A 24280-nucleotide genomic window follows, 5' to 3' on the forward strand; every position below is an offset into this window, starting at 1 on the left:
ATTACGTATAGAATAAATATATACTGTTACTCAAAAAATATACTTATTTATAAGATGTAACTTTCTAAAAAGCAGACTTTATGTGTTAGTCTCTTTTTCGCTTGCCCCAGTATTGATAATAATCTGTTCGAATGAATCCGTTAAATAGTTTGCGTTTTTTCGTCGCTTTTCTGCCATAATGTGTTTCAAACTCTTCATCACTTGTAAGCATATAAATAGACCATGTTTCAAGTGGTGCAAATGCTTGTCCCATTTCCTGATACATTTTTTGAACAGACGGTTTATCTCCTAACCGCTCTCCATATGGCGGATTGCCTACAATAACACCATTATCTTTCATTGTGGTAAAATCTTTTACTTGCATTTGCTTAAAGGTAATAAGGTCTCCCAGTCCTGCTTCAAAAGCATTTTCTTGCGCTATTTGAATCATCCGATGATCGATATCAGTTCCAATGATTTCAAGTGGTTGATCATAATTTGCGTTTTCTTCTGCTTCTTGACGTACCTCTTCCCATACTTCATTTGGCATCCAATCCCATGTTTCCGAGATAAAATCACGATTAAAGCCTGGTGCGATATTTTGCCCGATTAAAGCTGCTTCAATTGGAATGGTACCAGATCCACAAAAAGGATCTACAAAAGGTCGATCCGCTGTCCAATTAGTTAATAAAATTAAAGCAGCAGCAAGTGTCTCTTTCAAAGGTGCTTCCCCTTGTCCTGCGCGATACCCCCTTTTATGGAGTCCTTGTCCTGAAGTATCAATCGTTAATGTAACAATATCCTTCAAAATAGCAACTTCAATCTTAAATAACGCGCCGTTTTCCTCTAGCCAACCTGTTTTCTTATAATGAGTGCTTATCCGATTAACAATCGCCTTTTTAACTATTGCTTGACAATCTGACACACTGAAAAGCTTTGATTTGACAGATTTACCTGAAACCGGGAATTGTGCATTTACTGGAAGATATTCTTCCCATTTTATCGCTTTTGTTTTTTCAAAAAGTTCATCAAAGGTTGTTGCTTTAAATTCAGCAACTTTAATCTTTACACGATCAGCAGTACGAAGCCACATATTGCTTCTTGCAATTGCCTTTTCGTCGCCTTTAAATAAAACTTTACCATTATCCACCGAACATTCATAGCCTAGCTCTCTTACCTCTTTTGCAACTATTGCTTCAAGTCCCATTGCTGCAGTAGCTATTAAGTCAAAATTTCTCATAACGACTCCTTTATCATCATTTTAGCTGTATTTTCTTATGTATCATTATTGCTTGTTCTATAGCTTCAAATTAGTATGTATATTCCATATAAAAAGGATGACCAGATTATATGAATGACATACTGATTAGAAAAAAATTCTCCCAGCATATCAGACACAAATCTACGTGTCACCCTTTGTCATGTTATTATCATTATAATCAATATCACGCTCTATAAGCCATGTTCTGTTCCTTTGTACTCATGCGACTTTTCATCTCGTACTAAGGCGGTAATCATCTATCTACAGAAAATAATTTCTGTCCTTCTCTTCCGTTCATTTCCTCAGAGAAAGTTCCCCTACCATAATTTGGGTTTCTCGCTCGTGGGGTTTACCTCGTTCCACCCTTGTCATTTCTGACAAAGCTACGTCACTGTGGCACTTTCAAAGTATTCATACCATATCCGAAGACTTAGGTATTTTCCCTGCCGTCAGCATAAAGATGCTGCCCTAGCTTATTTTTTGACTAGGCACGAACACTACAAGCATCTCAGCTTGTGCGAGCATGGACTTTCCTCTACAAACAAGGTTTGCAGCGATTACCAAAGCGTTTTATTGATACAATAGCTATTATAGTTGTTTTACCTATCTAATGCAATGGTTATTATAGGAAATTATTAGCTTTTCAACTATAATACTGCATAGAAAGTTTAAAAACATTAATCATATAACTTACTTCCAAATACATGCTTTTCTAAATTAGATAACCTTTTTAAAATATCAAAGTTTGTAGTTCCGGCTGTCGTTGGAGCAGGCTGTCTACGACTAGCTTCCTCTGCCAGCTTCTTTAAACGTAAATTCTCTTGCTGCAGTTCTTCAATTTCTTGGTGAAGGGTTTCATAATCTTTAATAATTAAATCTAAAAACTTATCAACTTCTTCTGGTTTATAGCCCCTTACACCTGTTTTAAATTCTTTTTCTAAAATATCTTTTGCTGTTAATTTCATTTTATCTGATAGCATTTATCGCTCACCTCAGTCGATTACCATTTATCTCAATTATTTTTTCAAAGAAACGCCATTTTGTCAATAAATCTATTAATACTCGTCCTGAAACCTTGCTTCTTCTACAATATCTTGGAGATCTGAAAATTGAATTTTGCGAATTTCATATGAGTTTTGCTCCTGATACTTTTGTGCTAGCTCATATAAGTACTTAGGACTGCCAGGGTTCTCTTCATCATAAAAAAGCAGTAACACATCACTTTTTGTTAGTAAAAAAATATTCTTATCTTTTAATTGCTGGGGACTTTCATAGGGCTTCTTCGAAACAGAATCAACAAAATCAGCTTGCAAGATTATTTCTTCATACCATTCTTGATTAGCCTCTTTCCAATTCTGTTCCTGTTCAAGGAAAGGTGTAATCACCCCTAGTTTTAAGTCTGGATATTCTTCCATCTGCAAATCGTATACTACTTCTGCAGCCCATAGCTCTGTTCCAAGCTGGCCACTTATTAATACCCACTCGAGTCCTTCTTCGAGCAGTGCTTGCAAGTTCTTTCTAATCGCTATCTTTATGTATTCGGCTGCTAATTCGTCTCGCTTAAATATTCCAATTTCGAAAGGCTTATAGCCAGAAATGACGGCTATTTTCATAATAATCTAAGGAACTCCTTCACAATTACAGTAGTTATATAAAATATATCATAAATATATTATCCCATAAAGAATTTATATTTTTTTAGCCAAAGATTGCTGTTTCGCAGCCAGTCTATCATTACAGATTCATTATATGATAAGTATTTGATAAAATGAATGAAAATAATCTACCCAATAAATTTCCACACATTTTTATATAAACATAAACGAGTTTGCAGCAATGCCTCGTGTTCTCATTAGTGTGCAACTTAAGGAAAATGATTCCGTTGTATAGCAAATAACACAATATAATAATACGAGACCCGAAATGACAAAGAGGACTAGAATGAAAACATTCTGGTCCTCTTTGTCTACAAACTACAAGAAACTTAAAAAGCACCTTGTGTTTTTTCCTTATCGTTTTCTGAATGGAAATCCACCAGGCATTCCAGACATACCAGCTTGACCTGGGAAGAATTGACCAGTTGCTGTAAATGGAGTTCCTCCCATTTGAGGAACAGCAGGTGCAGTTGGGAATGGAGCTGGAGCAGGACCCATATTAGCTTGAGTATTAGTTACTACTGTCTCACTAGATTGAGTATGCGGGAAGAAATGTTGGTGCTCGTAGTTCACATGATTTACAGTAGTAGTGTGAGTTGGGTGAATATGCGGCACAATATTATTTGTAAAAGTGTTATTCACGCAACATTTTGTCGGATGAACTACTGCAGGTAAAATATGATTAGGTTTACAATGCATAAGAAAATCTCCTCTCAAATAATTTAGTTATCTTACAGTAACAACTTATGTTGAAAGAGATAATCTTGTACTAATACAAACACCTATTTTGTCATGTTTTTTAAAGCTTTGTTTATCGATGCAAAAAATTGTATAAAAGAAAAGCGTAAAAGCTGTCTTTTAGTGTTGAAAACAAGATGATGGTTAAACAAACAAGCACAAAAAATAAACACATAACTACTTTATACAATTCGTTCACTCCATTAGTATTTCATTTAGACTGTTTATCATTCTATGAAAAATACTTCTTTTCCCTATCTTCTTTCAAGAGAATATTATTTCACTTAATGAATACATTCCTATTTTAATAGGGAACGAGAGTACATACAACTAGGTGATTAATGGAATTATTGATTTCATTTAATCGTATGCAGTTTTCTAACTAGACGTTCGTGCCTTTTTTGAAGTTCTTGTTCCATCTTCCCTAATGTTTCTTGTTTATAAAGTAGATTTTGCGCTTTTTTTGTGAATTGTAATGCTCTTTGAGGATTTTTCTCTTTATGTTCAGCGAATTTTGCTAGTTCAATTAATGATTGAATAACCATGACCTGATTCGACTTCCCTGTATATGTTTCCGCAATTTTTTGCCACAAACCAAGAGCATCCTCAAACTTCTTCTCTCTTTTATACTCCTTAGCTAATAAAAAAGCTGCTTCTAAAAGCTCTTCTTTATTCTGCTCCTTAATACTCTCTAAGTTTTGCTTGGCAACATTTGTTTGCCCGATAATTGCGTACCATTTCCCTACCTCTAAAGTCTCTCTTGCACTGATTTTTTGATCTTTTCTTAACAATTGACTGCTTAGATGGGTGTACAAGGTAATTAAAGAAAGAATATCTATTTCATTATGCTTTAAGATGCCAAGCATTCCTTCAGGATTTTTTCTTTCTACAAAATCAAAGTAAATCATTGGAGCAAGAAACCCAGGAATGTCATTCTCCCGCTTTACCCCGAGAATTTCTTCTTCCACTATAGATAATTTTGTTCTTTCTAAACGATGCTTCCACATACGGCGGGAAGCGTGGTACAAATCAAAGTGACCAAATTCAGGAAGCTTTGGTACATGCTCCTTAATTAACGTATGTCTTGTTTTCACTTGCGGCCAATCAAAGGCCTTGCCGTTATAGGTTACGAGAGTTGTATAGTCTACATTCTCTAAAAAACTATTAAATAAAGGCACTTCTGCTCCAGGATGTGGCAATACATGCTGTTTTAAAACGATCTCCTCTTGTTGTAGCTGAGCATAACCAAGAATAAAAATAGTATTGCCTGCACCGCCTCCAAGTCCTGTTGTTTCTGTATCAAAAAAGAATAAATCCTTGGTCTGATGTCCTTTTGCAGAAAGGGGATGATCATAGCTTACCTTATTCCATTCATCAACCACCCCACAAAAATCTCGAAATGTATAGTTCCCGTGTTTATAATCGAGAGGATAGCGCACTTCTCGAATTAAGCAGTATTCACTATCCAACCAATAAGGCAAGACATTTTCCTGTTCCCACTCCTTCATAAAGGGGATTGTCCCCTTTTTTGCTTCGAGATTTTTCACAAGTATGGTCTGCTCTTCTTTTTTTAGATGTGTCTTCATTCTGTTCAATTTATTTTTAATAGACATTTTAATCCCCTTATATGGAAATCTCACTATTCTCTAAAAGCGAGAGAATTTTCACTACATCTCTTTTACTGTTATGCGCATGGCTCTCTGTCCCTATGCAGGAAGGACAGCCATATTCACAGGAACAATTTTTCACCATTTTTTTTGCTTCTTTTAATACGGCAGGCATTTCTTCATATATCTTCTTACTTAAACCAATCCCGCCAGGATATTGGTCATAGAAGAAGATTGTTGCTTTTTCATTATGTTCTGCTTTTACTTGTGGGACTACATGCAAATCTTGTGGATCTGCCATGACAAGTAATGGGGCAATATGCTTTAATGCATGAGCAGCCCCTAATAGACCCTGTTCTGTTTGCTCTTGTTCCCATACCAAATCACTTGGCTGAAAAGATATCCATGCTGCATTTGTATGGAGCTCCTCTTCTGGCAGAGTAATCGGGCCAGAGCCAATATTTTCATGGGTTTCAAATTTTATTTTTTTAAAAATAGTGCTCATTGCAACAATGCTGACATCACCAAATCCGGTTTCTGCTTTTAGATAGTTGCTTTTATTATCTTCTTCTAACACTTTTAAGGATACCGCTAAATTTGCATCTGTATAATAATCAACACTTACCTCGCGGACATATGCTTTCTTTTCTTCCCAATCAAGCTTTTCTACTTGATATTGTATTCCTTGATGCATATAAATTGCTTCTTCATGCAATAATGTCATCGCTGAAAAGCGATCGCTTTCGCCAATTACTCTGCTTTTACTTACATCCGAAATATCAATAATAACGATATTTTCTTGAGAAGCAGAACGGAGACTAATATTATGAGCTGGAAAAGAATCATTCATCCAATACCATTTATCCCCATTTTGAAAAAGAATGCGCTCTTCTGTTAAAAATTCAAGTATTTCGGTAATCTCACAATTGCCAAAAGTATCCCCTTCTTTAAAAGGAAGTTCGTAAGCTGCACATTTCATATGATCAATGAGAATAATAAGATTATCAGGATTTATTCTCGCCGTTTCTGGATTTCTGCTAAAGAAATAATCTGGATTTGCCACCATATACTGATCTAGAGGACTTGAGCTAGCGACCATAATAACAAGGGATTCATCATGCCTGCGGCCTGCTCTTCCTGCTTGCTGCCACGAACTTGCAATTGTACCAGGGTATCCAGTCATGACACAAGCTTGAAGTTGTCCAATGTCCACTCCTAGCTCTAACGCATTTGTACTGACCACACCATAAATATTGCCTTGACGTAATCCCTGTTCAATTTCTCTTCTTTCTGTTGGCAAATAGCCGCCTCGATAGCCGCGGATGGATTTAGGTCCAAGCTGAAATTTGACAAGTTCCTGTAAGTACGTAAGCAATATCTCTACTCGTACACGGCTTTTGGCAAAAATAATCGTTTGAATTTTATTTTTCAACAATTCTCCTGCTAATTGGCGTACTTCTAAAGTAGCACTTCTCCTTATATTCAAAGGGATATTCACAATAGGAGGATTATAAAAAACAAAATGTTTCTTTCCACTTGGAGCACCATTGTTATTTATTAATTGGACACGTTGTTCTGTTAAGTTTTCCGCTAATTCTTTTGGATTTGCAATCGTAGCAGATGTACATATAAAAATAGGATTGCTGCCATAAAATGCACAAATCCGCTTTAATCTACGGATTACATTGGCTACATGACTCCCGAATACACCTCTGTATATATGGAGCTCATCGATAATGACGTACTTAAGATTTTCAAATAGAGATACCCATTTTGTATGATGGGGCAAAATGGCAGAATGAAGCATATCTGGATTGGTAATAACAATATGGCCAGCTTTTCGAACTTTCTGCCGAATAGAAGCAGGTGTATCTCCATCATATGTATAACTATTTATTTGTAGTTCTGCACTTTCAATTAATTCATTCAATTCGCTTTTCTGATCCTGTGCAAGTGCCTTTGTAGGAAACATATATAATGCTCGGGCGTTTTTGTCCTCGGCAATCGACTGGATGACAGGCAGATTGTAGCAAAGCGTTTTACCTGATGCTGTTGGGGTGACAGCAACGATGCTTTTCCCTTCTCGAATTGCCTGATACGAGGAATGTTGATGTGTATATAACCGGGTGACCCCGCGCTTTTGCAAAGCATCTTTTAAATTAGGAATTAAATCATCTGGAAGCGGAACGGTAACAGCCTCTTTCGCTTCAATTGTATGCCAAAAAGAAATTCTCTCTTTATATTCATCTTTTGTTTTTAAATCCTTTATAATTTCTTGAAGATTTTTACGTACTTTCATTTTGTTTCACCTCTAATACATCTATTTTATCGAATAGACGTTCGATTTGAAAGAGATTTTAACAAGAAAAAAACAGCCATTATTTACTATTTGACGAAATAAAGGAATGAATCGCATTTGCCAGCTTCTCTGGTGCTTCCTGCATACTCATATGCCCTGTTTCTAATTGCACTTCTGAGACATTCCTATTTGAAGCAGAAGTAACGCGATCTAAGGAAACCACTTTATCCTTCGTTCCCTTTATAAGTAAAACAGGAATCTTCGCCTGTTCAACTACACCATTTCTATCTGGTCTTTTTCTCATTGCTGCTTGTGTCTCCATCGCCGCAATTCCATCGGTTTGATAGCCAATTTTTTTTGCTTTTTCTACTTCATCAGGTAAATTCATTAGTGACTCATCTGCGAATAAATTAGGAATTAACCCATTGACAAACTCTTTTATTCCAAAATTTTGGATTTTACGAATAGCATTTAATCGGCCTTCTTTCCCTTCTTCTGTATCAGAATAGGCAGTGGAATGTACTAAGCCAAAGCCTTTTAAATGCTCTGCAAAAAGTTCAGCAAAGGCCAATGTTACATAGCCCCCAAGTGAATGACCAAACATATATACTTTTTCTATCTCTAATTTTTTTAACAGCCTATTTATGTCCTTTGCTAAGTCTTCTATCTCAAATGGTTCACCGCTATAGGTAGAGCTGCCGTGTCCTCTTAGATCTACTGCTATTACATGATACTTTTCAGAAAGGAGTGGAATGATATACTCCCAATAATCGACACTGCCACAAAAACCATGAATTAATACAACGGTTTCTCCGTTTCCTTCTTCTATATAGGATAGTTGTTCATTGTCAACTACAATATGATTCATCTTTAAAAACTTCCTTTCTTTCTTTTTCCTTTAATATATCACTTTTTTTCTATATGGATGAACGAAACATCCTCTGACTATATAGAATTTCAAAAAATTTACACCCAAACACCAATTCAAGCTATTGGGCATAGGATAGTAGAAAAAGTATATCCATTTTTAAAGCAAAAAAGAAATACTTAAAGCTTTCATTCATATTTTAAGTGTAAGGAGTGAATTTATTATGTCATCCAATTTCCCAATGGATCCAAACAAAAAAGAAAAAACACCGCAGCCATTAAATGGGTTCATGCGTTCTATGAATCAGTTTTTTCAGGAAAAGCCAGTGAAAAACTTTCTGCAGCAAATGGATGAATTTTTTAGTAACCCATTTCCCAATATGGCTTTTCCACTGAGTGTAAATGAAACAGAAGGTGCTACGATTATTAAGGCAGAGCTGCCTGGAGTTAATAAAGAACAAATTCAATTGGACATCTATGATCATTATTTAACTATCAGTATTAATCATCAGGAAATTTTAACAGAGGAAAATTCGCAGACTAAAACATTTCATACAAGTAAAACGTATAAAAGAAACAGCCGAAGCATTGCATTTCCTCATCCAATTGATGAAAGAAAAGTAACGGCATCTTATCAAAATGGATTGCTTACGATTAAAGTCCCTAAACAAAAAGGAAAAAAAATTATGATTGAAGATCGAGACTAATCCATAAATTCAGAAAGAGTAAATTCTCCTTTCTCTGCACATATTAATAGTGGGTGTTAAAAGAATATCCTCTCCTTCCATACGGTAGAAGGAGAGATCCTTTTTCTATCCCTTCTATTTCTTTCTAATCTTACTTCCTGAGGTGATATGATGAGTTATAGAGATCAGTTAGATTCTCATTCTGCGCTTTTTCATCACAATTGGACGAGACCTAAACGTTCTAAATCCCAAGTAAATGGGCATACGCAAATGTCTCAGAATAATATCATTCTAAGAAGTAATGCAAAAGCACACCGCTGGTAGTAGAGAAAAAGAAATGGAGGCTGTCGCATGACAGCCTCTGCTTATTGCTTCCTAAAGGTATGTTACACCTTAAAGATTCCCCCGACTCCTTTTACCAATCCTGTTACTTGATTCATTGCATTCATCATCATTCCTGCAGTATCCATCATTTTATTAAAATCTAAAGAACCATCTTGTGATTTAAAAGAATTCATAATGCTTTTCATATTTCCTTGTTTTTTCGGAATAAAGGACTGCTTTGGATATGGATTCATAAAGCCTTGACTTTGATTCATATAATTGGGTGTGTATTGGTTCAGTTCACTGTTCTCCATATAATGAAGTGGATTTTGGAATATATCTTGTGTATTGTTTTTATAAGCATTTTGCGGGTGGTAATAATTCGATTGGTTATTTTGATAATTCGGCTGCATTGGTGGCATGTTGTAAAAATTTTGTCCATTCATGCCTGCTCCATTCCACTGTCCTTGATTTATATATGGATGATATAGTCTGTTATCAGATGACACAGGATGCGTATAAGCGGTCTGATAAGGTGGCATGTTCCAGCTTTGTTGATTAGATGCTTTATTCATGAAATTCTATCCTCCCACGTTAAAGATATCCTTATCTACTATATGATAATAACGCCTATACTGTGCATTGATGTACCAATAATTTGACCTCTATGTTATCTCAGAAGGAACAGGAATTTAAATTTAACAAAAAAGCAAAAAAAAAAAGAGAAATTTCATCTCCCTTTTACTAATCCTTATTTCGTTTCATTTTTTAACGCATCCAGTAATGTTTGCAGTATATATTTTACAGATTTCGCTGAATCAAGAAAGCGTTTTTTACTTGTTTGCGTAAAAAATGCCTGAATGGAAATAATTTCAATATGATCAGCGGCTGTATTTATTTGGATCTTATTCAAATAATCAGGCTTAGATTTCTGCACCCACTCTGTCGCCATTTCCTTCCATTTATCATTAAGCTCTTTAATCTGATTGGCAAAAGGTCGGACAATCTCATAAAAATCCTTATCAACTCCTGATTCCTTCACTTTATAAAACGTATCTAATGCATACTCTACTGCTTCTAGAAGCTTAGTTGTATATTCCATCAATTGATGATTTTCCGTCAATTTTGCCACTCCATTTTTACCTATTATCGTTAATGATTTTATTTTAACGATTTACTTTGCCAAGTTCAAGTAAAGAGGCATTTGTTGTCGCGGACCATCTGTATGAATAGTTAATTTACTGGCTGCCATTTTTTCTCCATAGTAGTGATTCCTCTTTCTATGTCATTTAAAGAAGTAATATGCTCCTTCACAAGATGCATGTTTTGATTAAAGGAATTTAAAAGCATTGCATCCAATGTATCTAATTCCTCTTGGATTTCCTCTAACAGATTCAATAACTTTTCTTTTGTATAAGCATTTTCCATGCAAATCCCTCCAGGCTATTTTGATATATACTCTTTCTTTTTTTTTAGCAACTATCCTGCATCGTTGACAAAACTAGAAGAGATTCGGCAAAGAAAGTACATATTCTTATTACTGGTTTAAATTTCGACAAGATTAAGCAAATATTAGGTTAACCATTTGTTTTTCTGACGAATAAGCGCATGTAATTGCTGCTGTTTTTTCAGATACCAATCAGTAATATGAAAAGGTTCTTTCTGTTCCTTCAGGATGCGCCACTTTTTCTTGATATTCTTTTTAAACCAATCATTTCTTAATATATATTGATGCCTCACTACTGGATAAGCAGCTCGTAAAATAGGTGTCGTATTGGTTAAATTTGGGTATATGTATTTTTCATAATCACTCCTCGAACCTGTATGTTCTATTTTTCTTGCAAAATCATAAAACTCTTGATATAAATTAGGTTTAAATAAAAGACTTGCTAAAGTATTGCCAAGCTTAATCCGTTCGCTTAGTGATGTGAAGTTAGAAACGCTTGCCCCATAAAGTGTTCCTTGCAAAGTTGGAAAAAGGACTGCGTTAAAATGGAAAAAATCTTGAAAAAGATATGGAAGATAATGAAAAACATGATGCTTAATTGTTGTGTTTTCTATGACAGGCTGTTGAATAACATTTTGTTCATTAATAATTAAGCTATTCATTAATCTTTTCTTATTTTTATTCTCCCAATAGAAATTCCATTCTTCTTCCATAAAAGAGGAAACTTGAAAAAATTTTAATAAATGAAACATTGGCAAGTTTTTTTTCGTCGAATATTCATAGAGTAATAATTGGGGGTATGCATCATGAAAGATCAGCCAATTAGCTTTCTCGTAAGTTAAGAATATTTGCTGTCTTTTTTCTTGACTAACTACTTGTGGGAGCCAAGTTCCATTCAAATCGCACATATTCCAGCCTGCATTTCGGGAAACCTGACTCGCAAGAAACGCCCATTGTATTTCTTTATGTTTGTTATAATAGTGGAGATATGCTTTCGTTCTCGAAATATTGTCAAAGTTGCACTTATCGGTAATTAGTCTTATTCTATTAATAAGTTTTTCTTCTTCCAATGAAGAAAAATATGATTTTTTACCTATCAAATTGTTCACCTCTTATGAACGCTTTATGGTATTATTGTTTGTTGATTGCAATAAGTTATACTTTGAAAGAATCTTTGTGAGGTGAAAAAATGAAGATTCATTATCCAAATGGGAAAAGGTACACTCCTTTAAAAAACGTACATACCAAGCCGCCCCAAAAGGTAAATTATAGTAATCGAGGTATGACACTAGAGGATGATCTGAACGAAACCAATAAATACTATTTAGAATTTGGAAAGGCAGTCATACATAAAAAGCCGACGCCTGTTCAAATAGTCCAAGTCGATTACCCTAAAAGAAGTGCTGCTGTAATAAAAGAAGCCTATTTTAAACAAGCTTCCACTACAGACTATAATGGTGTTTATCGAGGTAAATATATTGACTTTGAAGCGAAAGAAACGAAGCATACAACTTCCTTTCCGCTGAATAACTTCCATGAACACCAAATCAAGCATATGCGGTTGGTATGTGAGCAACAAGGAATTTGCTTTGTCATTATCTCCTTTTCTGAAACTAATGAAATATTCTATTTAGATGCAGAAAAACTATTTGTATTTTGGGAAAGAATGATAAATGGGGGAAGAAAATCGATTACAAAACAAGAATTAGCAAGCAATGGTCATTCCATCAGCCTAGGTTACCGACCTCGAATTGACTATATAAAAGTAATCGATACTATTTATGATTTTAACTAATTCCTTTTGTTTTTAGAAAGAAAGGTAGGAATAATTATGACAGATAAATATCAAACGCGAGAGGAGCGCCGTAAACAACTTGAAGCCTCTAAGAAAAAAGCTCCTAAAAAAGCAAAGAAAAAAAGCGGCAAGAATTTGTTTAAGCGCGTTCTGCTTATTTTATTAACAATCGGCATTATCGGCATTATTGCCGGTGGTGTGACCTTTGCTATTATGGTAAAAGACGCACCTGAATTAAATCCAGAGACATTAAAGGATCCTATTTCTTCTACTATCTATGACAAAAACAATGATGAAATAGCCAAAGTAGGTGCCGTAAACCGAGACTATGTAAACTATGAAGATATTCCTGATTTAGTGAAAGATGCGTTTATCGCAACCGAGGATTCGCGATTTTTTAAGCATCATGGAATTGATCCTATTCGCCTAGGCGGAGCTGTTATTGCAAACTTCCGAGATGGGTTTGGTTCTGAAGGAGCAAGTACGATTACACAACAAGTAGTGAAAAACTTCTTCTTTAACCAGCCGCAAAAAACATTAAGCCGAAAAGCACAAGAAGCATGGCTGGCTCTTGAATTAGAACGGAAATACTCAAAAGAAGAAATATTTGAAATGTATGTCAATAAAATCTTTATGTCTGAAAATATGAGCGGCGTGAAAACCGCAGCCAGAGTCTATTTTGATAAAAGCTTAGATGAATTAACCTTACCTGAGGCTGCCCTCTTAGCAGGAATGCCACAGGCGCCAAATGCGTATAATCCGTTTAATAATCCGGAAAGAGCAGAGAAAAGACGTAATATCGTCTTATCTTTAATGCACCAGCATGGCTATATTTCTAAAGCGGAAATGGAAAAAGCTCAAAAGACTTCTGTGGAAGATACATTAGTGGCAAAAGAAAAACGTAAATCAAATGACTTGCCATTTGATCCATTTATAAAACAAGTTATTGCCGAAATTGAGAAAAAATATCCGGATGTTAATGTATTTACAGATGGATTAGAAATTTATACAACAATGGATCAGAAAGCTCAGGAATATGTGGAAAAATTAATGTATGAAGGAGAAATCGTTCCTTTCCCTGACAAAGATTTCCAAGCTGGAATTACATTGTTGGATACAAAAACAGGCGGTATTTTAGCACTTGGCGGAGATCGTGATCCTGAAGTAAAGCTAGGCACAAACTATGCAACAGATATGAAGCGCCAGCCAGGATCAACAGCTAAGCCAATCTTAGATTATGGTCCAGCAATTGAACATTTAAAATGGGGTACTTATCAAACAATCGTAGATGAACGCAGTACCTATTCAGACGGAACACCGATAAGCAACTGGGATAACAGCTATAAAGGCTCTATGACTATGCGAAAAGCGTTAGAAATGTCAAGAAATATCCCTGCTCTTAAAGCATTCCAAGCTGTTGGTGCTGAAAATGCTAAAGAATTTGCCGTGAATCTTGGTATCCCGCTTGAGGAAGCATATGAATCATATGCAATCGGAGCGTTTGAAGCTAGCACACTAGAAATGGCTGGAGCTTATAGCGCCTTTGGTAATGAAGGAGTATATAATGCACCTCATGCTGTGCGATCCTTTAAATTAAAAGATGGTACAAAGATAAATATGGAACCTAAATCAAAAGTTGTCATGCAGGATTATACAGCATTCCTTATATCTGATATGCTAAAAGGCGTTCTTACAAGCAGCGATGGAACAGGAAAACTTGCAAATATTCCTGGATTGCCTGTTGCTGGTAAAACAGGAACAACCAACTATTCACAAGAAGAACGAACTAAATGGGGCATAACGAATTCTAAAAGTGTTCCTGACGCCTGGTTCGCTGGTTACACAACGAATTTCACCATGGCTGTATGGACCGGATATACGGAACGAAAAAATCCACTCACGCCTGGTGCTAATCAGAAAGTTGCCCAACAAATTTTCAAAGCTGTCATGGGACATATTTCTGAAGGGGTAGAAACAGCGGATTTCAAGAAACCAGATAGTGTGGAAACCGTTAAAATTGAGAAAGGAACCTATCCGGCGCGGTTAGCAAGTTCCTATACACCAAGTAGTCAAATACTGACCGAATATGCGGTAAAAGGAAATATTCTTAATGAGGTATCACAGAAATATAATAAACCAGATGCACCAAATGGAGTAAAAGCTAGTTATAATGAAAACAGTGATGAAATTGACTTATCTTGGAATTATGGCAAAAAAGATGGCATTAAATTTGATGTCAGCGTCAGTGTAGATGGTGGAGCTAGTGAGCAATTAACTGTCACTTCTGACACAAGTTTAAAAATCGCTAAACCTACTCCTGGCAGCACCTATAACTTCGCCGTAAAAGCAATTAAAGGTGATCAAGAAAGTGATCCTGCGTCTGCTAGTATTACTGTACCAGAAAAAATTGAGGAACAGCCGCCAGAGGAACCGAATGAGACAATAGATGACGAGGATAAGCAAGACGATCCTAACGGCGAAGATTCTGAGGACAATCAAGATAATGGCGACAATGATGACTCAGACAATGGGGATGAAAATCACAACGATCAAGATAACAACAATGGCAATAACAATGGTAATAATGGCGAGAACAACAATGGCAATAACAATAACAATAACAATAATGATAATAACAATACTGGTAACAATAATACTGGACAAAATAATCATCCTAATAGTAATGAACCTAACCAGAACCAGAACCAGAACCGTAATAGAGAACAAAATCAAAATGATTCTCAATAAAACGAACTTCCAACAGCGGGGACTTCCCTCCCCCTGTTAAATAATTAGTTAAATTAACCTGACCTCTTTTATTAATGAATAAAAAACCCAACCAATTATACAAAGTTATCACCTCCGTATAATTGGTTGGGGTTTTTTTGATAGAACATTTATGTTCCAGCTTTTTCTACTATTTAATTGCTTCTCTTTAATCTTACTAATTTAATCGCAAACTGTTTTTCTAATTCTTTATATAGCTCATCCAGCTGTTTAAAGGAATGATAACCATTTAATCTTTTTAATATAAACTGAAGTCGATCTTCTAAATTGAAAGGTTTTACTTCTAAACTAGGATCTACTAAACCATTTTTAAATGTGACCGGTTTTTCGTTAACCCAATATAAACATTCTAAAAAGTATTCCACTCCAATCGTTAGTCCTTGTTGAAGCCTATTAGAATCTCTTTCTTTCACAAATAATTGTATTTCCTGTTTAAGCTGTCTCCACTTATCAAAAACCAATTTTACACACTCAGAAAAGTTTGCTTTATTCCATGGCTGATAAACTACCTTATTATGATAGTAATTAGCCTCATGCAAAAAAGCTGGCATTAGTTCAAAGCTATCCGGAGCGATACTAGGAAATTGCTTTACAGCTGGGAACGGTCCATATATAAGCTCAGGTGGTGCATCTAATTGATTGTTAGCCATTAGACTATCCCCTTCGTCTTCATTCTCTTTTTCCCTTCTCGGCACAATGCTAGTAGTGGACAAGCCTCGCATTGCGGGTTTTGAGCTTTACAGTGATATCTTCCAAAAAAGATCATACGATGATGCGTTACAGACCATTCCTCTTTGGGAACTTTTTTCATAAGTGTTTTCTCTACTTCTAAAACGGAGTCTTTCCAACGACAAAAACCTAATCGCTTACTAACTCTCTCCACATGTGTATCAACAGCAATAGCGGGAATATTATAAGCGACAGAAACAACGACATTAGCCGTTTTTCTTCCGACACCAGGTAAATTAATCAGTTCATCCCGATCCATTGGTATTTCCCCATTATATTTGTCTAAAACCATTTGGCATAGTTTTTGAATATTTTTGGCTTTATTTCGATATAAGCCGATCGAACGAATATCATTCTGTAATTCTTCTAAGGGAACACTCAAATAATCTTCTGGTGTTTTATATTTTTGAAATAAATTTTTTGTTACCTTATTAACAAGGGCATCGGTACACTGGGCAGATAATGATACGGCAATCACTAATTCAAACGGATTAGAATGAACTAATTCACAATGCGCTTCTGGAAACATCTCTCCCATCGTATCTAGACAATATCTAATTTCATCTTTTTTTAACATGTGATCCTCCGAAATGAATATACTTACTCTCTATAAAAAAAAGGTCATCCTAAGAATAGTAAGACTAACATCTATCTACCTAAGAAATCTTTCTATTTGATAGATGTTTTAATGAAAGTCTAAACGTTATTCTAGTGACAATCCTAGCTTTCAATGTTGCCCTTTTTACACAAGTATGCTACTTTTTATCCTATATTAGGAAGAACAATTAGTACTCAGGAGGAAAGAAAAAAGGAGCCTCCTGCTTATTTTTGCCTATACATCCTTCTTCTCCATCAAAAGATTATTGATCCAACCAATTATAAAATGGCACAGTCTTGTTGTTAGAAGATTCTTTTGATTGTTCTGCTTTATAACCAACAGATTGATGCTGTCTAAACTTTTTCCCATGGCTCTTTGCTTGCTCGATTGTCTTAATTCCGTTCTTTTTCCATTCAAACAAGATTCGGTCAATATAACGAAAATTTAATTTACCTGAAATCACAGCTTCCCTAAGCGCTGCTTTTATAATTACTATTTCATGCTGATCGTCGTCAACCCACATATTTAACGTTTCAATTTCAAAAGGAGACAATGGTCTTCCAAATTCTCTTTCAAAACAAGTATATAAATCTGATTCTTCTTTTTCTATTAAAGCTTCTTCTTCTTTTTTATTATTTAGGAGAAATTGCTCAATTAATTTATTCCAAAGAGGCTCTAATGAATATCTCTCAAATCGGATTCCAGTATCACTATTTCCATCTAATATGTCGATAAAGCCTTTGCGGATAAGTTGACTCAATAATTCATGACATTCATTAATATCTATCGTCATTTGCGCAGCTATTTCTGCAGGGGTCGGAAAATCCTTCCCTCGTTCTAAGTAATAATGTACTTGCAGTAAAAGAACTAATTCTTTTTCATCTATTTTTAAATGTTTGTAATGTGTTAGAAGTGTGGAAGGAATATTTACATTCCCTTCTTGCAGCCATTTTAAAAAAATTGTTTTATTCATAAGGACACCTCTAATTAAGTATATCATGTTGGCAATAAGCATGTAATAATGAAAATCACCCAAACCTAGCAATAGTTAACAAAAAGAAGAAGGGAGAAAACAAGGAATGTTATCAAAGATGAAAACCTCACACTGTGTATTCGCTGTGAGGTCTTCCTCCTAAACTTTCCGTATTTTCTACCCTTGTTGATTAAGGATATAGACGATTTAATAATCTTGGGAATGGAATCGTTTCACGAACATGCTCCACTCCTGTAATCCAAGCAACTGTTCTTTCTAATCCAAGACCAAAACCAGAATGAGGTACTGAACCATATTCTCTTAGTTCTAGATACCATTTGTATGTTTCTGGATCTAGCTGATGCTCTTCTACACGTTTATTTAATAGATCCATATCATGGATACGCTCAGAACCACCAATAATTTCACCATAGCCTTCTGGAGCAATTAAATCTGCGCAAAGGACAACATCTTCTCTTTCAGGGTCTGGCTGCATATAGAAAGGTTTAATTTTAGTTGGATAATGTGTGATAAACACAGGCTTATCAAAACTTTCCGCAATCGCTGTTTCATGCGGAGACCCAAAGTCATCTCCCCATTCGATATCATCAAAGCCTTTTTCATGTAAGAATGTGATTGCATCGTCATAGCTTATTCTAGGGAAAGGAGCAGTGATTTTCTCTAATTTAGAAACATCTCTTCCTAAAGTGTTAAGCTCAAGCTGACAATTTTTCAACACAGATTGAACAACATATGATACGTATTGTTCTTGAACTTCTAAATTCTCATCAAACTCTACAAATGCCATTTCAGGCTCAATCATCCAAAACTCGATTAAATGACGACGAGTTTTAGATTTTTCGGCACGGAATGTAGGGCCAAATGAAAACACCTTTCCTAAAGCCATTGCAGCTGCTTCCATATAAAGTTGTCCACTTTGTGACAGATAAGCATCTTCCTCAAAATACTTAGTTGCAAATAGTTCTGTTGTACCCTCAGGAGCACTTCCTGTCAGAATTGGTGGATCGACTTTTACAAAGCCGTTTTCATTAAAAAATTCATATGTTGCACGAATTATTTCATTTCTTACTTTCATTACTGCATGCTGGCGCTTAGAACGTAACCATAAATGACGATTATCCATCAAGAACTCTGTTCCATGTTCTTTTGGCGTTATCGGGTAATCTGTTGAAGTATGAATCAATTCAATATTTGTTACTAATAACTCATACCCAAACGGAGAACGTTCATCCTTTTGAACAGTACCAGTAACATATACAGATGATTCTTGAGTAATTGATTTAGCTGTTTGGAAAACTTCCTCTGCTACGTCACTTTTGACAATAACTCCTTGTACAAATCCTGATCCGTCGCGAAGTTGTAAAAAGGCAATTTTTCCGCTAGAACGCTTGTTGGCAATCCACGCGCCTACTTTAACCTCTTTATCAACATATTTTGGTAACTCGGCAATAGTTGCTTTAATCACGATTAACTCCTCCAAAAACAAATAAATATATGTACTTAAATAGATACTTCGGTACACCCTATAGAAAAATAAATGGGATTAACGACCGATTGTTTCTACTCTTAGTAGCAGATTTAATAGAAATCATTCTACACCATAAAAAAATATTCTACCAAAACATTATACCTTTACATCTGCAGACAATCAACACTATCGATCACCTTCCAAGATAATATTAGCGTATACAACGACTTTTCTTTTATTTAATCCTACTCCGGTCAATTTCTCTTCAAAAATAAATAACAGAAAAAGAAAGAATGCCCTAAAAGAAATAGTATCTTTGTGGGCATTCTCTACTAATAAAACTTTACTTGTTAACGACGATTTTTTTTTCGACAAATTGCTCCATTCGCGTTACTGCTGCTTCTAGTTTTTCAAGTGATGTTGCATAAGATAGTCGGATGTAGCTATCTGCTCCAAATCCTGAACCTGGAACAACTGCTACTAATGCCTCTTCTAATAAAGCTGTTGAAAACTCATCTACAGACTTAAATCCAGTTAATTCTACAGCCTTTTGCACATTAGGGAAAAGATAAAACGCTCCTTGGGGTTTTAGACATGAAAACCCAGGAATATTATTTAATTTTTCATGAATAATATCTAAGCGCTTATTAAATGCTTGACGCATTTCTTCGACTGAATCTTGCGGGCCTGCATATGCTTCTATCGTTGCATACTGAGATGGTGTCGTCGGGTTTGAAGTACTGTGACTCGCTAGATTTGTCATCGCTGTAATAATTTCTTTAGAACCCGCTGCATAGCCAATTCTCCAGCCAGTCATGGAGTGAGATTTTGAAACCCCATTGATAATAATAGTGGCTTTCTTCAGCTCAGGGGATAAAGAAGCAATTGATACATGCTTGTTATCTCCATAAACTAACTTTTCATAAATTTCATCAGATATAATTAAAATATTATGTTCTAGACAAATCTCCCCAATTGCTTTTAATTCTTCTTCTGTATAGATCATTCCAGTTGGATTACTTGGTGAATTGATAATGATTGCTTTCGTTTTGGAAGTAATAGCCTCTTTTAATTGTTCTGGGGTAATCTTAAATTCATTTGATTCATAACCTTTAATAAAAACAGGCTCTCCTTCTGCCAGCTTCACTTGTTCTGGATAACTAACCCAATAAGGCGTAGGGATAATAACTTCGTCCCCTTTGTCCAAAATTACTTGGAACAAAGTATATAATCCATGTTTTGCTCCATTTGTGACGATAATCTGATTTGTTTCATAATCCAGCTGTTGATCTCGCTTTAACTTTGCCGCAATTTCCTTTTTTAATGCTTGTAAACCTGATGCTGGAGTGTATTTTGTATGTCCTTCATTCATGCTTCTAACTGCAGCGTCAATAATATTTTGAGGAGTGTTAAAATCAGGCTCTCCAGCTCCTAAACCGATCACATCATGACCATCTGCTTTTAAACTAGCTGCTTTTGCAGTAATGGCCAAAGTTGTTGATGGAGTTAATGCATTCACTCTTTGTGCTAACTGAATTTTCATTGTTATTTACCACTCCTATTGGTTAATAATTTTCAATTGTTAAAAGAATTTCTCCTGTTTCAAAGTCTATCCAATGATAGTTTATGGAGTCTTTATTTGTATGAGAATAGATCTCCCATACCGGTATGCCATCATACATTCCTAAACGCACATGATTGACTTTTTCTGGCGTCTGCTTCGATAATAATATATTAAGCGCTTCTTGTTTGGTCAGCCCATCTTTTTTCAATTTCTCGGTAACTTTATGGGTTTTTTCATTAATCCAAACAATAATATCCTTATTATCATCGTTTTTACCTTCTAAAATATAATAGGCTTCCTTGCCATTATATAATTGAAAGTTGTCGACTTCTTTCAAATCGACTTCTTTCTTAGCAATATCTTCCGCTACTTCCCTTGCAGATTTAACAGGCTTCATCGCTTGAACATATGTATTAATACTTACAGCTAGTCCAATAAGAACAACAACGACAATTATCCAAATCCATTTCTTCATTTTTCATCACTTCTTTAATACAATATTTTATACATAGGTTATTATAACAGGATTTATAAACAGAAAGAAATAATAATACTAATAATCAGTAGTTTTTTCTAGAAATGACCAGCCTGCATCCACTTCCTTTTCTATTTTTTAACAGAAATTCTGTTCTTTTAAAAGTTGATGTGTATGCAAGCTGCATTAATAAGATAACAGAAGGGTTATCTACTTCTACTTCAGCCACTTTTCAATAAACTCGACCATTTCGGCATTATTTTGCTGCTTAATTGGTACAGCAGGGATAGACTTTAAAAATGTTTCCCCATAAGAAGTGGAAACAATGCGCCGATCAAATACAATTATAAATCCTTTATCTTCTTCTGTACGAACTAATCTTCCGAAGCCTTGTTTAAATCGCAAAACTGCCTCTGGAAGACTATTTTCTAAAAACGGATTTCCGCCCTCATTCTTAATGCGTTCATTTTTCGCTTCTGTTAAAGGATCTTCTGGTGAAGAAAAGGGAAGTCTAACAATAATTAGGCAGGTTAAGTCTTCTCCTGGAATATCAATGCCTTCCCAAAAACTATTTGTTCCCAATAATATCGCCTTATCGTATCGTTGAAAATTACGTGTTAATCTCATTCGGCTTCCATTAGTAATTCCTTGGGCCAAAATAGCATATTCTTCTAGACAGCCACTTTCTTTCATGTAATCATATGTCTTTTTCAGCATATCATTTGCTGTGAAAAGAATAAGCATTCTCCCTTTTGTAGCTTGCGCGATATTAATGATTTGTTCGCCAATAGTCGATACATACTCATTTAATGAGACTGTATTCACTTCGGGTACATCTGTTGGAATAAGCAGCTGTACTTTTTTCTCATACTTAAATGGGGAATCAATTTGAACCTCTAACTGGTTTTTCCCTAGCCCTAAAACTTTCAAATAGTAATCAAATGAATTATTTACAGTTATAGTTGCGGAGGTAAAAACAATACTTTGTTTCTGATTAAAAAAACGATTCTGTAAAGGTTCTGCAACAGAAGATGGCTGTGTATACAAAACAGCATTATTAGGAAAACTTTTCTTATCTGCTTCCAACCAGGCTATATTGTCTCCTTCACGCAAAAACATCTCTCGCAAATGATTAATATATATTTGCCAGTCATTTAATATCGATTCAATTCGTTCAACTACAAGCATTTGCGAAGAGCTAAATTTTCTATTTTGCTCTTTTAATCGAAGCACTTTCTCTCCAAGCGCGTTTCTTCCATCCTTCCATAGAAAAACCATTCTCTCTGCAACGCTTTTGACTGCATTCCAATCTCCTGTTTCGGTTTTCTTTAAACGGTAGCTGCCTTTTCCTTCTTTACTTGACTGATTTGTTTTTTTCACATAACGTAGAACAGCACGAAACAGTTCATCTAATTCTACATGTAACGATAAAATAAATTGATTGAATTCCACTTTTTCCGTTAGAGATAAATCACCTAGCAAATGTTCTAAATGATACATAAGCTGCTTTTGATCTGTCGTCCCAATCGCATTGATACTTAATCGTACGGCTACATATGAAAAGCGGAAACCAAAATGCTTAGTAGCTGTTTTTTCAAAATGATGGCCCTCATCGATAATGGCATAATGATAAGATGGAAGCAAATGTTGATCTGCTGTTAGATCTTTTACAAGCAAAGCATGATTCGTAATAATCATATTAGCCTTTTGAGCAGCATTCCGGGTTCTCCGATAAAAATCCTTCTGGGCCCATTCTTTTGAAATTGGTAATGAAAAATTTCCGTCATTTTTTATTTTTTCCCAATAATTTATTCCACCGCTTGTTAAATTTAATTCATCTTTATCTCCCGTTTCGGTTTCGGTTAACCACACTAAAATCTGCATTTTTGTTAAAACAATATCATAGTTATCCTCTTGCTCCTTTAGAGATATTTCAAATTTATCTAAACTAATATAGTGATTTCTGCCTTTTAAAAGCGTATAAGTAATAGGAAACGGAAGAATTCTTTTAAGCAAAGGCAAGTCTTTATGAAACAGTTGTTCCTGTAACTGAGTTGTAAATGTACTAATAATAACTTGCTCTTTATTCTCTATCGAAAAATAAGCTGCTGGCACTAAATAACCAAGAGACTTTCCGACACCGGTACCAGCTTCAATAAGCCCATGCTGATTACTTGTTAGTGCTTGATGAACGGCATTCATCATTTCTAGCTGTCCTTCTCTTTTTTGATAAAAAGACAAAGTATCTTTCATTCGTTTTTCAACATTATTTACATCAAAAGAAACGGTATAATCTTTACTTTGGCTACTAATCAAATTATTAGGTAATCTTTTAAGTGTTAATCCACGATATACTTCCCAGCTTTCAGGTATATACTCAACTTTTGATTGTTTCTCTTGAAGTAATGTTTGTAAATAAATATCTAAATCGCTTTTTAGCGATGAACTTAGAAATTCTAATTGCTTTGTCGTAACTTGAGGCAGTGCATTCAGTTTCTTTAGCAATAAAAGCAATAGTTCTGCTGTCACATAAGCATCACTATCAGCCTGATGTGGTCTTGTATGGACAATCCCTTCCTGTGCGGCAAGGTCTGTTAATTTATAACTGTCTGCTGTAGGGTATAAAATCCTTGCTAGTTCGACTGTATCAAGGATAGGGCCATAAAATTGTCTACAACCTGCCTGTTCTAGCTCTTCATTTAAAAAAGATAAATCAAATAAAACATTATGTGCAACAAAATAAGCATCTTCTAATAAATGAACAATTTTGTCTGCTATTTCTTCGAAAATTGGTGCTGATTCCACCATTTCATCTGTGATTCCAGTTAATTCTTCAATAAACGGAGTTATCGGCTGAAGAGGATTAAGTAAGGAAGAGTACTCCTCAACAATCTTCCCATTCTCTATAACCACCGCTGCAAACTGTATGATTCGATCCCCTTTTCTCGGAGAATTACCGTTTGTCTCCAAATCAACTACTACAAATTTGTTACTCATTACGTCCACC

At 35.2% G+C, this 24280-nt stretch carries 22 protein-coding genes and 1 other RNA gene; 4 read left to right on the plus strand and 19 right to left on the minus strand.

From position 1 onward, the window contains the following. Positions 1 to 85: 85 nt before the first annotated feature. The 8 genes from MHH96_RS19565 to MHH96_RS19600 form a co-directional block, all read right to left on the minus strand. Entirely contained in the window at positions 86 to 1219 is a 1134-nt protein-coding gene (locus MHH96_RS19565; RefSeq protein ID WP_144544890.1) for a THUMP domain-containing class I SAM-dependent RNA methyltransferase, read from the minus strand. A 210-nt stretch (positions 1220 to 1429) separates the two neighbouring features. Beyond that, an RNA gene (rnpB, locus tag MHH96_RS19570) (RNase P RNA component class B) lies at positions 1430 to 1809 on the minus strand. A gap of 108 nt (positions 1810 to 1917) precedes the next feature. Then, positions 1918 to 2220, minus strand: a complete 303-nt coding sequence (gene gpsB / locus MHH96_RS19575; RefSeq protein ID WP_047940407.1) for a cell division regulator GpsB — start codon at positions 2218 to 2220, stop codon at positions 1918 to 1920. A gap of 75 nt (positions 2221 to 2295) precedes the next feature. Beyond that, positions 2296 to 2853 (minus strand): DUF1273 domain-containing protein, encoded by a 558-nt coding sequence (locus tag MHH96_RS19580; RefSeq protein ID WP_095322300.1) that lies wholly within the window; start codon positions 2851 to 2853, stop codon positions 2296 to 2298. Positions 2854 to 3249: 396 nt separating this feature from the next. Beyond that, positions 3250 to 3594: a CotD family spore coat protein gene (locus MHH96_RS19585; RefSeq protein WP_047940405.1), complete on the minus strand. Its 345-nt coding sequence runs from the start codon at positions 3592 to 3594 to the stop codon at positions 3250 to 3252. Between the two features lie 395 nt (positions 3595 to 3989). Further along, entirely contained in the window at positions 3990 to 5246 is a 1257-nt protein-coding gene (locus tag MHH96_RS19590; protein WP_144580845.1) for a ribonuclease H-like domain-containing protein, read from the minus strand. A gap of 10 nt (positions 5247 to 5256) precedes the next feature. Beyond that, positions 5257 to 7539 (minus strand): DEAD/DEAH box helicase, encoded by a 2283-nt coding sequence (locus MHH96_RS19595; protein ID WP_144580847.1) that lies wholly within the window; start codon positions 7537 to 7539, stop codon positions 5257 to 5259. A gap of 79 nt (positions 7540 to 7618) precedes the next feature. Beyond that, complete coding sequence (locus tag MHH96_RS19600) at positions 7619 to 8407, minus strand: alpha/beta fold hydrolase (RefSeq protein ID WP_047940402.1); 789 nt, start codon at positions 8405 to 8407, stop codon at positions 7619 to 7621. 223 nt (positions 8408 to 8630) lie between these two features. Here MHH96_RS19600 and MHH96_RS19605 point away from each other — a divergent pair, with 223 nt between their 5' ends. Further along, the gene (locus MHH96_RS19605) at positions 8631 to 9113 is read left to right on the plus strand and encodes an Hsp20/alpha crystallin family protein (RefSeq protein ID WP_047940401.1); all 483 of its coding nucleotides are present in this window, start codon (positions 8631 to 8633) and stop codon (positions 9111 to 9113) included. 150 nt (positions 9114 to 9263) lie between these two features. Next, on the plus strand, positions 9264 to 9416 hold the full coding sequence (locus tag MHH96_RS19610) for a YpzG family protein (protein ID WP_082138221.1): 153 nt from the start codon (positions 9264 to 9266) through the stop codon (positions 9414 to 9416). A gap of 62 nt (positions 9417 to 9478) precedes the next feature. Here MHH96_RS19610 and MHH96_RS19615 read toward each other — a convergent pair whose 3' ends face one another. The 4 genes from MHH96_RS19615 to MHH96_RS19630 all read right to left on the minus strand — a co-directional run bounded on the left by MHH96_RS19615 (position 9479) and on the right by MHH96_RS19630 (position 11963). After that, complete coding sequence (locus tag MHH96_RS19615) at positions 9479 to 9991, minus strand: YppG family protein (RefSeq protein WP_095259081.1); 513 nt, start codon at positions 9989 to 9991, stop codon at positions 9479 to 9481. A 176-nt stretch (positions 9992 to 10167) separates the two neighbouring features. After that, entirely contained in the window at positions 10168 to 10539 is a 372-nt protein-coding gene (locus MHH96_RS19620; RefSeq protein WP_047940400.1) for a YppE family protein, read from the minus strand. 110 nt (positions 10540 to 10649) lie between these two features. Next, the gene (locus MHH96_RS19625; RefSeq protein ID WP_341117886.1) at positions 10650 to 10844 is read right to left on the minus strand and encodes a hypothetical protein; all 195 of its coding nucleotides are present in this window, start codon (positions 10842 to 10844) and stop codon (positions 10650 to 10652) included. A 144-nt stretch (positions 10845 to 10988) separates the two neighbouring features. Next, positions 10989 to 11963 carry a DUF2515 domain-containing protein gene (locus MHH96_RS19630; RefSeq protein WP_047940398.1) on the minus strand — a complete coding sequence of 325 codons (975 nt, stop codon included), beginning with the start codon at positions 11961 to 11963 and terminating at the stop codon, positions 10989 to 10991. 89 nt (positions 11964 to 12052) lie between these two features. Here MHH96_RS19630 and recU point away from each other — a divergent pair, with 89 nt between their 5' ends. Further along, a complete protein-coding gene (gene recU, locus MHH96_RS19635) occupies positions 12053 to 12658 on the plus strand; it encodes a Holliday junction resolvase RecU (RefSeq protein WP_047940397.1) in 606 nt (201 codons plus the stop codon). A gap of 36 nt (positions 12659 to 12694) precedes the next feature. After that, complete coding sequence (locus tag MHH96_RS19640; protein ID WP_341117889.1) at positions 12695 to 15406, plus strand: PBP1A family penicillin-binding protein; 2712 nt, start codon at positions 12695 to 12697, stop codon at positions 15404 to 15406. 173 nt (positions 15407 to 15579) lie between these two features. Here MHH96_RS19640 and MHH96_RS19645 read toward each other — a convergent pair whose 3' ends face one another. The 7 genes from MHH96_RS19645 to dinG all read right to left on the minus strand — a co-directional run bounded on the left by MHH96_RS19645 (position 15580) and on the right by dinG (position 24270). Next, a complete protein-coding gene (locus tag MHH96_RS19645; protein ID WP_053215562.1) occupies positions 15580 to 16095 on the minus strand; it encodes a YpoC family protein in 516 nt (171 codons plus the stop codon). Then, positions 16095 to 16751, minus strand: coding sequence for an endonuclease III (gene nth, locus MHH96_RS19650; protein WP_047940395.1), 657 nt, complete (start codon positions 16749 to 16751; stop codon positions 16095 to 16097). The genes MHH96_RS19645 and nth overlap by 1 nt, the downstream gene beginning before the upstream one ends. A 283-nt stretch (positions 16752 to 17034) precedes the next feature. Beyond that, entirely contained in the window at positions 17035 to 17745 is a 711-nt protein-coding gene (locus MHH96_RS19655; RefSeq protein WP_047940394.1) for a DnaD domain-containing protein, read from the minus strand. A gap of 190 nt (positions 17746 to 17935) precedes the next feature. After that, the gene (gene asnS / locus MHH96_RS19660) at positions 17936 to 19231 is read right to left on the minus strand and encodes an asparagine--tRNA ligase (protein ID WP_047940393.1); all 1296 of its coding nucleotides are present in this window, start codon (positions 19229 to 19231) and stop codon (positions 17936 to 17938) included. Between the two features lie 346 nt (positions 19232 to 19577). Further along, positions 19578 to 20777, minus strand: a complete 1200-nt coding sequence (locus MHH96_RS19665; protein WP_047940392.1) for a pyridoxal phosphate-dependent aminotransferase — start codon at positions 20775 to 20777, stop codon at positions 19578 to 19580. Positions 20778 to 20799: 22 nt separating this feature from the next. Then, positions 20800 to 21273 carry a cell wall elongation regulator TseB-like domain-containing protein gene (locus tag MHH96_RS19670; RefSeq protein WP_047940391.1) on the minus strand — a complete coding sequence of 158 codons (474 nt, stop codon included), beginning with the start codon at positions 21271 to 21273 and terminating at the stop codon, positions 20800 to 20802. A 216-nt stretch (positions 21274 to 21489) separates the two neighbouring features. Beyond that, a complete protein-coding gene (gene dinG / locus MHH96_RS19675) occupies positions 21490 to 24270 on the minus strand; it encodes an ATP-dependent DNA helicase DinG (protein WP_341117890.1) in 2781 nt (926 codons plus the stop codon). Between the last annotated feature and the right edge of the window lie 10 nt (positions 24271 to 24280).

Origin of the sequence: Niallia sp. FSL K6-0212 (assembly GCF_038007605.1) — a bacterium.
GTDB classification, from domain to species: Bacteria; Bacillota; Bacilli; order Bacillales; family Cytobacillaceae; genus Niallia; species Niallia circulans.